At 63.7% G+C, this 13,410-nt stretch carries 13 protein-coding genes; 3 read left to right on the top strand and 10 right to left on the bottom strand.

Annotation, left to right across the window (positions count from 1 at the left end; genetic code table 11):
- Nucleotides 1-107 precede the first annotated feature (107 nt).
- The 3 genes from AC0L21_RS08790 to AC0L21_RS08780 are packed head-to-tail and all read left to right on the top strand — an operon-like array spanning nt 108 to nt 2,610.
- Nucleotides 108-302 (top strand): hypothetical protein, encoded by a 195-nt coding sequence (locus tag AC0L21_RS08790; RefSeq protein WP_473260265.1) that lies wholly within the window; start codon nt 108-110, stop codon nt 300-302.
- A 22-nt stretch (nt 303-324) separates the two neighbouring features.
- Entirely contained in the window at nt 325-726 is a 402-nt protein-coding gene (locus AC0L21_RS08785) for a hypothetical protein (RefSeq protein WP_473260263.1), read from the top strand.
- Between the two features lie 57 nt (nt 727-783).
- Nucleotides 784-2,610 carry an SDR family oxidoreductase gene (locus tag AC0L21_RS08780; RefSeq protein ID WP_473260261.1) on the top strand — a complete coding sequence of 609 codons (1,827 nt, stop codon included), beginning with the start codon at nt 784-786 and terminating at the stop codon, nt 2,608-2,610.
- Here the strand turns inward: AC0L21_RS08780 and AC0L21_RS08775 are convergent.
- The 10 genes from AC0L21_RS08775 to ctaD form a co-directional block, all read right to left on the bottom strand.
- Nucleotides 2,570-4,969 (bottom strand): glucose/quinate/shikimate family membrane-bound PQQ-dependent dehydrogenase, encoded by a 2,400-nt coding sequence (locus AC0L21_RS08775; RefSeq protein ID WP_473260257.1) that lies wholly within the window; start codon nt 4,967-4,969, stop codon nt 2,570-2,572. The two genes, AC0L21_RS08780 and AC0L21_RS08775, sit on opposite strands and share 41 nt — an antisense overlap.
- Nucleotides 4,970-4,974: 5 nt before the next feature.
- Nucleotides 4,975-5,328 (bottom strand): c-type cytochrome, encoded by a 354-nt coding sequence (locus AC0L21_RS08770; RefSeq protein ID WP_473260255.1) that lies wholly within the window; start codon nt 5,326-5,328, stop codon nt 4,975-4,977.
- 34 nt (nt 5,329-5,362) lie between these two features.
- Nucleotides 5,363-5,998 carry a c-type cytochrome gene (locus AC0L21_RS08765; protein ID WP_473260253.1) on the bottom strand — a complete coding sequence of 212 codons (636 nt, stop codon included), beginning with the start codon at nt 5,996-5,998 and terminating at the stop codon, nt 5,363-5,365.
- A complete protein-coding gene (locus AC0L21_RS08760; RefSeq protein WP_473260251.1) occupies nt 5,998-6,837 on the bottom strand; it encodes a substrate-binding domain-containing protein in 840 nt (279 codons plus the stop codon). Before AC0L21_RS08760 ends, AC0L21_RS08765 begins: the two co-directional genes overlap by 1 nt.
- Nucleotides 6,821-8,668, bottom strand: a complete 1,848-nt coding sequence (locus AC0L21_RS08755) for a methanol/ethanol family PQQ-dependent dehydrogenase (protein ID WP_473260249.1) — start codon at nt 8,666-8,668, stop codon at nt 6,821-6,823. Before AC0L21_RS08755 ends, AC0L21_RS08760 begins: the two co-directional genes overlap by 17 nt.
- A 111-nt stretch (nt 8,669-8,779) precedes the next feature.
- Nucleotides 8,780-9,553 carry a GlcG/HbpS family heme-binding protein gene (locus AC0L21_RS08750; protein ID WP_473260247.1) on the bottom strand — a complete coding sequence of 258 codons (774 nt, stop codon included), beginning with the start codon at nt 9,551-9,553 and terminating at the stop codon, nt 8,780-8,782.
- Between the two features lie 90 nt (nt 9,554-9,643).
- Nucleotides 9,644-10,567 carry a cytochrome c oxidase assembly protein gene (locus AC0L21_RS08745; protein ID WP_473260245.1) on the bottom strand — a complete coding sequence of 308 codons (924 nt, stop codon included), beginning with the start codon at nt 10,565-10,567 and terminating at the stop codon, nt 9,644-9,646.
- Nucleotides 10,555-10,908 (bottom strand): hypothetical protein, encoded by a 354-nt coding sequence (locus AC0L21_RS08740; protein ID WP_473260243.1) that lies wholly within the window; start codon nt 10,906-10,908, stop codon nt 10,555-10,557. The genes AC0L21_RS08745 and AC0L21_RS08740 overlap by 13 nt, the downstream gene beginning before the upstream one ends.
- The gene (locus AC0L21_RS08735; protein ID WP_354171033.1) at nt 10,905-11,504 is read right to left on the bottom strand and encodes a cytochrome c oxidase subunit 3; all 600 of its coding nucleotides are present in this window, start codon (nt 11,502-11,504) and stop codon (nt 10,905-10,907) included. Before AC0L21_RS08735 ends, AC0L21_RS08740 begins: the two co-directional genes overlap by 4 nt.
- The gene (gene ctaD / locus AC0L21_RS08730; protein WP_473260657.1) at nt 11,501-13,408 is read right to left on the bottom strand and encodes a cytochrome c oxidase subunit I; all 1,908 of its coding nucleotides are present in this window, start codon (nt 13,406-13,408) and stop codon (nt 11,501-11,503) included. Before ctaD ends, AC0L21_RS08735 begins: the two co-directional genes overlap by 4 nt.
- Between the last annotated feature and the right edge of the window lie 2 nt (nt 13,409-13,410).

Below are 13,410 nucleotides of genomic sequence, written 5' to 3'. Positions count from 1 at the left end.
GTCTAAGGCGACGGGTGGCCAGGCAGCGAAATTTTCAGATCATTAACAATGTTGAATCCCTGGCCGGAGCGATTGCCCTACCGTGAACCTTTCCGCCGGGGCTTTCCATGATCGATACCGCGACCAAGGCGTTGTTGCGCACCGTTCTCGACGAGGTGTGTGAAAGTGTTCCACGCTGTGAGATCGGCGCCAGGACCCGCGTAGCCTCGAAGCTTCTGGAGACCGCAAGCAGGGGTGACATCTCTGCGGATCGCCTGAAACAAGCGGCCCGCGGTGCTCTCTCAGAAATCCAGACGATGTGACGATGGTCATGTGGGGGCGGGGGTGAATTTCCACGTGACGGTCCTCAAGATCCTGGTGAGCTATCCGGATGGGTTCGCCGCCATGGAGGATCTCAAGCGGGATATGGCCATTCTGGCGACCAGCGGTCGCGACTGGACGGAGCGCACCCGGCGGCTCGCCGGACGGGTGCCGGGGCTGGACATTTTTTCGCAAGGGCTGATCGACCGGATAAATGGCGGGTGGCGCATCACGGACAAGGGCCGGGCCGTGCTTGATCTCATGGAAGCTCGTCCGGACCAAGCGCCGATTGCCGCCCAACACCCTCCCTCGGAGCCGGAGCTTGCCCCGGCGATCTCGCGACACATTCCGGCAGAGAGGGGCCGAGGACGACACGCGGCGCGCCGTCGCCGACGCAACGCCGGCAAGCAGGCTCGGGCGTCCTAGCAAGGAACGAGCGTCGCTCCCGAGGCTTGAGCTAGCGCCTCGTGATGGAAGAGATCCATGCAAAGTTCCGACGCCACCTTGTCGACCGCCCGTCTGTCGCGCGTGACTGACGATATCTGGGTCGTTGACGACGCCCCGATCAGCGCTGCCGGTCTGAAACTTCCCGTCCGCATGACCGTCATTCGGCTCTCGAACGGCGATCTCGTGCTGCATTCGCCGGTGAGATATTCGCCGACTCTCCGCGGTGAGTTGGAGCGGCTAGGCGCGATAAGGTACTTGCTCGCGCCGAATATCGCGCACTGGATGTTCCTGTCCGCTTGGCAGAGAGATCTGCCGCAGGTGACGACTTTCGCAGCGCGCGGCCTTTCGGGGCGGAGGCAAGTTAGAGCGGCACGCATCCGCATCGACCGCGAACTCGGAGACGCGACGCCCGAGCAATGGAGGGCCGATCTCGAAGCCGTCTCGGTGAACGCTCCGATGTTCTCCGAGATCGAGCTGTTCGACAAGCGCAGCCGGACATTGATCCTGACCGATCTCGTGCAAAATCTCGATCCCAATGATCTCAGCGCACCAAACGAGGCCGCGGCAAACCTCCTTGGCATTTCCAAGCCGCACGGAATGGCGCCGGTCTATCTGCGTCTGCTGCTGCGCCTCGGCGGCCGTTCGGTGCGGTCCGCAGCCGAGCGGCTTGTACGGCTATCGCCGGAGCGGGTGATCTTCGCGCACGGCGACTGGTTCGAAGCGGACGGAACCGAGCGCCTCCGGCGATCTCTGCACTGGCTGCTTCCGGCGGGCGGCTCCGGATCCGAGCCGCGGCAAATGACTGGCACGCGCGTCGTCATCACCGGCGCATCGAGCGGAATCGGGCGTGCTACGGCGCTGGCCTTCGCCGGAAAGGGCGCAAGCGTGGTCTTGGCGGCACGCCGTGCTGAAGTCCTGACGAACCTCGCTGTGGAATGCGAGGCGCTCGGAGGTCGCGCATTGGCGATCCCGACCGATGTCACCGATGCCGAGGCGGTGCAGCGACTGGCCCGAGAGGCCGAAGACGCCTTCGGCGGCATCGACGTCTGGATCAACAACGCCGGCACCGGCGTTTTCGGGGCCTACCAGGACGCGGATATCGCGCTTCATCGCCGAACGATCGAGGTCAATCTCCTCGGCACGATGCATGGCGCTTTCGCGGTGCTTCCGATCTTCCTCCGCCAGAACCGCGGTATCCTGATCAACAACATCTCGCTCGGCGGCTGGGCGCCGACGCCTTTTGCTGCGGCCTATACCGCGAGCAAGTTCGGCCTGCGCGGCTTCACGGCGAGCCTGCGTCAGGAGCTCAGTGCTCACCGCAACATTCATGTCTGCGGCGTCTTCCCGGCCATGGTCGACACGCCGGGCTTCGTCCACGGCGCCAACATGTCCGGCCGAACGCTTGATCCCGGTCCGCTGCTGTATCAGGCGGAGGACGTTGCCGAGACGTTTGTGAGCCTCGTTCGCGCACCACGAGATGAGGTCGCCGTGGGCTGGCCCGCTCGTGCCGGCCAAATTGCCTACGCGATGGCTCCGCAGACTACCGAGAACATTGTGGGAGCTGCCTTCCGCTACCTGCTGTCGCGCGCGCGCCCGGCGAAGAGCAGCGAAGGCACCATGATCGAAGCTGGTCCGCAGGGCACGTCGATCGACGGCGGTTGGCTGTCACGCAAGCAGCTCCCACCTGCCGGGGTGATCAGTCAGGGGCTCGCGGCGCTGGGACTAGCAGCGGGCGTGGCTCTCCTGGCTTCAGCAGTTGCGCGTCGCGCCGGCAGATCTGGGCAAGTCGTCGGCAAGCACAAACAAACCGTGCCGAGGCAGATCAGGGCAGCGCGTAGGCCCGCACGTAATCGCCGAGCTTAGTTCCGAATGACCCGTGGCCCCCGTCGACCGTGACGACATATTGCTTGCCGCCGGCCTCATAGGTCATCGGCGTCGACTGGCCGCCGGCAGGAAGGCGGTCCTGCCAAAGCTGTTTGCCATCGCGAACGTCGAACGCGCGGATGTAGTCATCCATCGTTCCCGTGATGAAGATGACGCCGCCCGCGGTGACGATCGGACCGCCGAGCATGGGAACGCCGAGCTTGAATGGCAGCGGCAGCGGGGCCTGATCGCGGATCGTGCCGATGCGGTGCTGCCAGACCACCTTGTGCGTCCTGAGATCGATCGCTGCGATGTTGCCCCATGGCGGGGCAAGGCAGGGGATGCCGAGCGGCGAGAGGAAAATGCCGAGGTCTACGCCATAGGGGGCGCCGTACATCGGCTGCACGCCCAACTCCGTTCCTGGTGGATGCGCGGCATTCGGCGCGGCCGGATTGTCCTTTCCGCGCGGCACCAGGCGCGAGATGAAGGGTATCGATTGGGGGTTCGCGATCGCGATCTGGCGCTGCGGATCGACGGCAATGCCGCCCCATTCGAACATGCCGAAGTCTCCGGGAAACACCAGCGTGCCTTGTTCAGACGGCGGCGTGAACGGCCCCTCATAGCGCAGGCGCTTGAACTTGATCCGGCAGGCGAGCTGGTCGAACATCGTGCTGCCCCACATCTGCGCGTCTGTCAGTTTGCCGGAGGGGCGGAAGCTCAATTCCGAGAAAGGCTGGGTTGGCGACAGCCGGTCTCCATTCGCGGCGCCCTGCGGCACCGGCTTCTCCGGTGCGGGCACCAACTGACGCCCGTCGCGGCGGTCGAGCACGAAGATGTCGCCGGTCTTTGCCGGGATGTAGATCGCGGGCGTCACGCCGCCGTGAGAGCGCAAATCGATCAGACTGGGCTGCGACGGCATATCCATGTCCCAGAGATCGTGGTGCACGTTCTGGAACGACCAGCGCAGTTTTCCGGTCGAGACATCGAGCGCAATCAACGCCGAATCGTAGCGCTCGTTTTCGGGCGAACGGCCGCCGCCCCAGATATCCGGAGAGCTCGAGCCGAGCGGCACGTAGACGAGTCCGAGCTTTTCGTCGACCGCGGAAATGCTCCACGAATTGGGTGAGCCGGCTGTAAAATGATGCGAGGCCGAGGGCATTTCGTTCGGATCGGAATTGCCGGCATCGAACGCCCATATCAACCGTCCTGAATAGATGTCGAAGCCGCGGATCACGCCCGACGGCACGCGATCGGAATAGTTGTCGATCACCGCTCCGCCGACGATCAGCACCTTGTCCGTAACGACGGGTGGGGAGGTACCCTCGTAGAAGCCGAGTGTCTGGATCTCGCTGCCTTGCTTGAGATCGATCTGTCCCTGGTTGCCAAAACTCTGGCAAGGCACGCCGCTCTGCGCATCCAGCGCGAACATCCGCCCGTCGTTGGTTGGTATGAAAATGCGTCCCGCACAATCGCTCGGCGCCGGCGTGCCGTCGGCTGTGACCGCCCCGGGCTTGGTCGCGTGATAGGACACGCCCCGGCAGGTCATGTGCTGGAACGCCTTGTTGTGCTGGACCTGCGGGTCGAACTTCCAGCGCAGTTTTCCGGTTGCCGCTTCGAGCGCGAACACGATCTGGTGCGGCGAGCAGGTGTAGAGGAGATCTCCAACCTTGAGCGGGGTCGCCTGGTTGGTGATCTCGTCGGGATCGTCCGGGCCCTTGTGGTCGCCGGTGCGGAATTCCCAGGCGAGCTTGAGGTCCTTGACGTTGTCCTTGGTGATCTGGCTCAGCGACGAGAAGCGCGTACCGAAGCCGCTGCCGCCGTAGGCCGTCCAGTTCTGCCCGGCAGCGGGCTGGTCCGCTTCGGGAGCCGCAATGGCCCCCATTGTTTCGCCCTCAGGGATCGTGCCGGCAAGATCGCGGCGATCGCTCGTCAGTGACATGCCGACGACGATGGCTGCGGCGACCAACACAAGGCCAAGCGCCCATCGCCCTGCGCGCAAGCGAGGCGCCAGGCGGGCGGCAATGAAGGGCAGCATCAGCCACAGGCCAAGCGGCACGAGCACGTCGCCGCGCGGCGCCAGCGACCAGAAATCAAGGCCGGCTTCCCAGATCGCCCATGCCATCGTTCCCGCCAGCAGCGCGGCATAAATCCAGAGCGCCTCGGCACGGCGGCGCGCGAGCAGCCAGCTCGTGAGCAGAAGCATGATGCCCGCGATCAGATAGTAGACGGAGCCACCGAGCGCCGCGAGCCAGGCACCGCCGGCGAGGAGGCCCAGTCCCATGATAGCGACGACCACAATGGTGATGGCCAGCAATGGCGCGTCGCGGAACCAGTTCGTCGAACGGTGTGTCGATGTCATGATGATCACTTCAGCGTGTAGAGAAACGCCGCGATATCCCGCGCGTCCTTCTGCGGGATGCCCATTCGCGGCATGGCATTGCCCGGCAACGCCCTTTGCGGGTCCTCGATCCAGTCAGCCATGTTGTCCGGCGAGTTCTGGATGTAGCCGGCGATGTAGGTCCGCGTGCCGATCCGATGCAAGGGCGGGCCGACATTGCCTTCGGCGCCGGCGATACCAGGAATATCGTGACAGCCGCCGCACTGGTACTGCTTGACGAGGTCGGCGCCACGATGCGCGTCGCCCATGAAATTGTCCGGGCCCGCAGCCTTGCAGGCGGCGCCTGTCGTAGCCACTAGCACGGTGACTAGCAATCTCATGATCGGATTCACCATCGCTGCTCCGCTCGGCCGATCAGGGCTTCTGGCCGAAGTTGAAGGACTTGGTGGCAGACCAGGGATCGGTCGTGGAGACCTGCTCGCTTGGGACTTGCTCGACCTCGGGCGACGGCAGATTCGCCGAAAAGGTGCGGCCCCATTGGTGGCTCGGTTCGTTACTGATCTTGCCGATATAGGTGACGAGGTCCCAGATCACGCTGTCGGGCAGCACGCCGCCCCAGGCTGGCATTCCGTTCGGCCGTCCCTGGTAGATCGAGAGAAAGATGTTCTCGGGCTGCGATCCGTAAATAAAAGTGTTGTTGCTCAGCGCCGGTCCCATGCCGCCACCGCCATTGGGTGCGTGGCACCCAACGCAGTTGAAGTTGACATAGTAGGTCATCCCACGCTGCTGCGCGTTGGGATCGCCCTGCACTGGGTTCTTGATTTGCGGCGGGTCCGGCTGCGCGCCGGGGTGGAGGTGACTGACCGGGACCTGCATGAAGACGCCGGGTCTGCCGTTGCCGACGCTGCCACCGAAATTCGGGCGCGGGGACAGCGTCGGCATTTGCGCCTCCTGCGACTGCGGCAAGGTCTGCTGGGCCAGCGCCGCGCCATGCGGCACGATGGCCAGCAGCAACGATAGGGCGCTCGCGCGCATTGCTGGAGCAGACATCACTCATGTCCTCCCGATGCCGTAACGGGTTGGCCCACCAGCGGAACGCCATAACTGCGCAGCAGCGAGGTGATCTCGGACCGATGCTCGTCGATGAATGCATTCAGGCGGTCGCGCAAGGCGTCGTCGCCTTTACGCACGCCCATCGCGATGGCGAACTGGAACTGCTGAGGTGCAAAGCGTTCGTTATCCCGGATCGGCGTGACCGTCAGGGGAACGGGAGAGCGCTGGGCGAAATATCCGCCCAGCGGCCCCCAGGCCGCGGCGACATCGATCCTGCCGCTTTCGACGGCTTCGATCAGGCGCGCCGGCGGATCGGCCTGGCGATAGTCACCGTAGATGGAGTAGCCGCGAACATTATCAACGATGCCCTGTTCGCCGAGCGCCTGCGCCGGCGGGGGATTGTTGCCGTCATCGCCGATCAGGTGCACGCCGATCACGAGGTGATGCAAGCGCGGGTCGAGCAGGGATGAAAGCTCAAGGTGCTGGTCCTGCCGCGTGACGAACACGTAGCTCGAGCGATAATAGGGCTTCGTCGTCTCGACCAGATCATAGCCGGACGGCACGCCCATGACGATGTCGCATCTGCCGGCTTTCAGTGTGTTACGGATGAAGCCGCGGCGTTGCGCCCACCAGGTGTAGGAGACCTGCAGGCCGAAATGCTCGGCCACCATCGTCGCGAGCCTGTTCTCGAATCCTGCTTCGGCGCTGTTCGAGAACGGAAGATTGTTGGGATCGGCACAGACGCGAAGCCCGCCCTCCGTGGCCGGCGCAGCTGTGGTCGCGAACGCGAGAAGAAGCCCAAGGGTGAAGCCGAGGCGATTACTTGGAAGGCGCATGGCTGGTGTCCTCACCATTCGCGCCGCCGAGCTTGAATACCAGCAGCTCACTCCCGCCCGCGGTATAGAACGGCAGATCCTGCGTGGCGCCGGTGAATCCCAGTGCGGCGTTGCGCACCCGCGGATCGACCTCTGCATTGGCCACCACGCCCGGCCAGCCGCCGACGCCCGACAGGATCGCGACGTATTGCTGACCGTCGGAGCCGCGATAGGAGATCGGTTGGCCGATGAAGCCGGAGCCGGCACGGAATTGCCAGAGCACGCGCCCATCCTTGGCGTCGACCACTTTGAAAAGGCGATCCATGGTGCCGTAGAACGCGACGTCGCCAGCCGTCACCAGCGCGCCGCTCCAGACCGGCAGCTTCTCGTGAATCTCCCAGACCTTCTTGCGCGCGACGGGGTCCCACGCCATGAACTCGCCGCGATAGCCGCCAGGGCCGGCATACATGTCGACGTCGGCCCCGACATAGGGCGTACCGGCGATGTAGCCGACTTGAGAAGCCTTGAAGTTCATGCAGAGATGCTGATGCGGCACATAAAGCAGTTTTGTGCGCGGCGACCACGCGCTCGGCTGCCAGTCCTTGGCGCCTGGAGCGGTCGGGCAGATGTTCTCAACCGTCTTGCCGACCAGCGGGGTCTTCTCCTCATTCGGGATGATCTTTCCGGTCTTGAGGTCGACGCCATTGTATGCGTTCACGAACTCATACGCGTCCGCCGAAATCACTTCACCGGTGGCGCGATCCATCACGTACATGTAGCCGTTGCGGCCGGGATGAATCAGAACCTTGCGCGGTTGACCATTCAGCTCGAGGTCGACAAGCACGTTCTCATTGATCTCGTCGTGGTCGAACAGATCGTGCGGGTTGACCTGGTAGGCCCATTTCGCTTGGCCCGTGTCTGGGTTTCGCGCGAAGATCGATGCGCTCCAGAGATTGTCACCGCTGCGCTGGTTTGCGTTCCATGGACTTGGGTTGGCCGTGCCGTAATAGATCAGGTTCAGATCAGGATCGTAGGAGATCCAGCCCCAGACCGTGCCGCCACCGACCTGCCAGCGGTCGGCGGGCCAGGTCTTCACGCCGAGATCCTGGCCCTTGAGATTGTCGTAGAACGGCTTGAAATCGTCTCCGATCAGCACGTCCTTGTCGGGGCCTGTCGAATAGGCGCGCCACGCGATGGCGCCGGTGTTTTCGTCGAGTGCGGTCACCCAGCCGCGCACGCCCAGTTCGCCGCCGCTGTTGCCGACGAGAATTTTTCCTTTCACCACCACGGGAGCCATCGTGATGGTTTCGCCCTTGTTGATCTCGCCAAGTTTCGTGTGCCAAAGCTCTTTGCCGGACTTGGCGTCTATCGCGACGGTGTGGTTATCGAGCGTGTTGAGGAAGACCTTGCCATTGTCGAAGGCTAGTCCGCGATTGACGACATCGCAGCAGGCAACGCCTGCGGCCGCGGGCTCCGGCTTCGGCGCGTAAGACCATTTCAATTCACCTGTTGTGGCATCGAGTGCGAACACACGGTTGGGGTAGGGGCCTGCATAGGGGCCGACCACATACATGGTGCCGTCGACCACCAGCGGCGCCGCCTCCTGGCCTCGATCGGCGCCGACCGAGAACGTCCATGCAAGATGGAGGCGTGATGCATTGGACGCGTTGATCTGGTCGAGTTCGCTGTAACGGGTGTTGGCATAGTCGCGCGCCGCCATCGGCCATTGGCCTGGATCTTTCATGCGACCGGCGAGATCGCTCTGTGCTGACGCGGACGACAGCACCGTGCAGCAGGCGCAAAGGATGGCCGAAATCCGAGAGAGCAAACGCGTGAGACCACGCACTAACATATGTAAAGATCTCCACGGCAGTGACGAGGCCGTGCGCCGTTGCAGGCCAGTTTACGGACGTACAAACGTTCCGCCTTCCCTTGGTTCCAAAAGCGGCGATTGGGCGGAGCGCTATCTCACGACGTTGCCCGACACGCCGGCGCCGAGGTCGACTGCAATCTGGTCTTCCTTGCCGTTGCACTTGGGATGACCGAATCCGGACGGACTTTTGCCATCAGGTCCGATGTCATAGATGATCGCATCTTTCATGTTCGGGCTGACGCCGGCCGGCACGCGGTCGAGCCCGAGCTGGTGACGCACGCGCCAGGCCACGTTGTGATCCGCGCAGGAACTGTCACCGCTCACACCCAGCGCCCCGGTCACGCCGTTGCCGTCATAGAGCGCCAACCCGCCTCCGAACACGATGGTGCCGCCGATCGGCCTGCCCACCATCGGATCCTGGGCCGTGCCGAAGTTGTCCGGAGATCCGGCATACAGGGCTTCCGGGGACGGTGGGTTGCCGAGTGCCGCGCCGAACAGGAACCCGCCGGGCTGCGCACCGGCATAGAGATTGGCCGTCGCCATCGCCTTGTCCTTTAGGCTGAACGCATTCGCCGTGTTGGCCTTCTCGGCCGCGATGGCCCGGCTGCCCAGCCACTGGTCGTCGACTTTGCCGCCGCTGTAGGCAACTGCGCAGACGACGCCCTGCCGATTGACGACGGCAGCCCATTCGTTGTTGTCGAGACCTCCGTTGCTTGGGCCGCCGCCCGGTTTGACACTCTTCTTGAGGATATCGGCGAGCTTGTCATGGTCGACCGGGCACGACATCCCTGGCTGGGGTTGGTCCTGCGCGTTCAAGACTGCAGGCATCAAGAATGCCGCGGTGAGGATAGCCGTTGCGGCCATGACGGATCGTTTTTCCATGTGAACTCCGTGGCGTGTCGCAGTCGGCAGGCGAACGTCTGAAGAGAAGTTGCGGTTCCTATGCAGCGTCGCTCAGCCCGGATGTTGAAAGAGCGGGAGGTGGGAATGGCCGCCGTTCGCAGTCAGCCATCGGTGAGCAAAGAACAACGCCGCGCCCGTATAGAGAATGCCCATGGGCACCCACATCAGGATTCCGGCAAGTTGCTGGTCCTCAAGTGCCGAGAGGCCGAATTCGCCGGCGAGGGCGCCCTGGCCTGGGATCCACAGCCTCGGCGAAACGGTCAGCAGAGCCCCGAGCACGCCGGAATGCAAAATGGTCATGAACAGGCACGCGACAGCGATGCCGTCGCGAATTCGTGTGCTACGGCCCTGACCGCGGCCATGCAGCAGCACCCACCAGAACAACAGCGCGGTCGCGAAGAAGCTGATGTGCTGGAGACGATGGATCGCCGTATTCTCGAGCGCCCACGCATATAGCGGCGGTGCGTGCCAGACCCAGAGCGCTACGCCGTGCAGGACGGTCGCGCTCATCGGATGGCTCACAAACCGCCACGGCCATGCCAATATCGGCAGATTGAGCACGCGACCTGCCGCTGGGCGAAGTCGAGTCGGCAGGCTCCACAGCAGCGGGCCATTGATCCGGGCGAACGCCATCAGCGGTGCCGCGACCACCATGAGCAGTTCGTGTTCGACCATGTGCGCCGTGAACAGACGCTCGCCCAGCCAGTGCAGCGGCGAGGTCACGGCGAGCGCGGCCACCAGCCATCCGGTCCAGAACGCGGCTACTTGGCGGAAGCTGACGCCACGGCCGCCGCCCGCATGGTGCCAGAGCCGCTGCGTTCCGACATAGAAGCCGATACCGACGGCATAGAGCGGGGCCATGAGCCAGGGATCGTAGCTCCACAGCGAGCCGGGATCGATCTCCGATAGTCCATGCGCATCGGCCGGCGCCGTGAACAGCGCGAGCAGCAGTGCTGCAAGGCTCAGCGTAGGCATGGGCTGATCATGAGCGAGGCGGCGAACTGGTTCGCGATCACCAGCGCAAACAGCGCGCCGGAGCCGACGCCAAGCCAGGCCATGAACGTTCGTGGCCCGCCGCCTTGCGCATCCGTCCATTCAGCCCCAGCGCCGCGTCGAACCGCGCGGGCGGAAATGACAGTGCCTGCGATGGCGACGATAGCCAGAACCGCGCTCATGATCGCGCCACTGATCCTAGTCTGTTCGCAGGAGAAGTGCGCGAGCACGTAGACGCCCTGCAAATTGATACCCCAAGCGATGGGTCCGAGCGCAACGCCGGCCCAGTAGAGCAGTCTGGAATGTCCATGGGCTGCGGTCATAGGCGTGGCACCCAATCGAGCAAGACGTAGAGCGGCAGCCAGGCGAGCACGACGAAGTTCCAGTAGAACACGTTGTCGGTCACGTCGCTGAACCGGCGCGGTTTCGCATGGCGCGTGAACATCAATACCGCCAGCACGACCGTGTCGCCGACATCGGTGGCAAGGTGAGTCGTGTGCAGCCCCAGAATGAGCCATACGATCGAGCCGTAGGCTGAATTGTCCCAGCGGGTGTTGAGATGCGCGAACTCGAAGCCGCGCAGCACCAGCAGGGCGATGCCGATCAGGGCCATCACGATCAGGCCGATCCGCACCTTCGCGAGATCCTGCCGGTGTGCGGCGCGGTTCGTGAACTCGTTCGGAATGATGCTCAACACATAAATCACCGTCTCGACCGTCCCCGGCCAGAGATCCGGCGGGGAGGCTCCGATCGGCCAGCTCGGATTGACTGCGTAGAGGTAAAGGTAGGCGCCGATGGCAACGGCAAAGCCCATGCCTTCGAGGGCCATGAAACCCATGGCGCCCCACCACGGGCCACTGCGCGGACCGTAGCCGTAAGTCGGCAGGTCCGAGACGTCGCGGACGATCGTCTGTCTCACTCCTCGTCCTCCTTGCTGCCGGTCGGCCAGAACCAGCCGATCAAGGTCACGGCCATCGGCGGCGTTCCCCACAGCACGGCCCAAGGCGTGAAGATCGACCCGATGAAGAAGATTGTGGTCGCGATCGCCGTGAGCAGCGGCCAGATGTTCGGCTCGGGCGAAGCTTCGCGGGTCTGCGGCTCGGCTTCCGCCAGCGAGGTCAGGAGAACCTCGCGGCGCTCGGCGCTCAGACCCGCGACCACGGGCAGGCTCTCGCTATCGGCCCACAGCGGATCGCGGTGCTTGACGACCGGAATGCGGTCGAAGTTCTGCGGCGGAGGCGGCGATGACGTCGCCCATTCCAGCGTCGAGGCATCCCAGGGATTGTCGCCCGCAAGCGCGCCCTTGCGCAGGCTGTAGATCACATTGGCCAGAAGCAGCGCGAAGCTGAGCGCGAAAATGAGAGCACCGCCGCTGGATATGAGGTTCAGGTGCCCCCAGTCCATGTCGGCGGTATAGGTGTAGACCCGGCGCGGCATCCCGATCAGCCCGAGGATGTGCATGGGAAAGAACGCGACGTTGAAGCCGATGAAGGCGAGCCAGAAATTCCAGCGCCCGAGTCGCTCGCTGAGCATGCGGCCGGCGATCTTGGGAAACCAGTAGTAGACCGCGCCGACCAGTGGGAACACAGCGCCGCCGATCAGGACATAATGGAAGTGGGCGACGACGAAATAGGTGTCGTGCACCTGCGTGTCGATCGGGACCGAGGCCACCATGACGCCGGACAATCCGCCGAGCACGAAGATCACGATGAAGCCGATCACGAACAACAGCGGCGTCCGGTACACCGGACGTCCGTCCCAGAGCGTTGCCAGCCAGCAGAAGATCTGCAGTCCGCTCGGCACCGCGATCAGCATGCTGGAGGCCGTGAACAGGGCCGCGCCGAGTTGGGGCAGGCCCGTGACGAACATGTGGTGGACCCAGAGGCCGAACGACAGGAAGCCGGTCGCGATCAAGGAGAGGATCACGACGGGATAGCCGATCACGGGCCGCCGCGCGAATGTCGCAAGGATCGCCGAGACCATTCCCGTGCCCGGGATGAAGATGATGTAGACCTCGGGATGGCCGAAGAACCAGAACAGATGCTGCCAGAGCAGGGGATGTCCGCCCGACGACGAATCATAGAAGCGGGTATTGACGAGGCGATCCAGGATCAGTGACGTCGATGCGACCATGATCGAGGGCATCGCGAACATCACAAGGAAGGCCGTCACCAGCATGGCCCAGACGAACAGAGGAATGCGGTCGAGCGTCATGCCGGGCGCACGGAGCTTGAACACGGTGACGACGATCTCGACGGCGACCGCGAGTGCCGCGACCTCGGTAAAGGTGATCATCTGCGCCCAGACATCGGCCCGCTTGGTGGGTGTGAACTGCAGACTGGAAAGAGGAACGTACGAAAACCAGCCGACGTCGGGGCCGACGTTGAACAGGAAGGAAATCCAGAGAAAGCAGCCCCCGAACAGATACATCCAATAGCTGAAGGCATTCAGGCGCGGAAAGGCGATGTTCCGCGTGCCGACCATCAACGGCACCAAATAGACGGCGAACGCCTCCATGACAGGCACGGCAAACAGGAACATCATCGTCGAGCCGTGCATCGTGAAGACCTGATTGTACTTGTCGGCCGAGAGAAACGTCTTCTCGGGCCCGGCAAGCTGAACGCGCATCAGGATCGCAAGGATGCCGCCAAGAAGCAGGAAGGCGAATGCGGTCAGGATGTAGCGACGTCCAACGACCTTGTGGTCGACCGACATGAGCGCACCGACAAGCCCAGACGGCGTGCGCCACACCCGCTCGAGCTGCGTCGAAAGCTGCAGGCCATTCAGGACGTCGTCCCGCAATTCATTTGGTTCAGCGGCCATGC

This window comes from Bradyrhizobium sp. WSM4873 (genome assembly GCF_055811355.1).
Note: the sequence above shows the minus strand (reverse complement) of the source record. Positions and strands in the feature narration are given on the sequence as shown.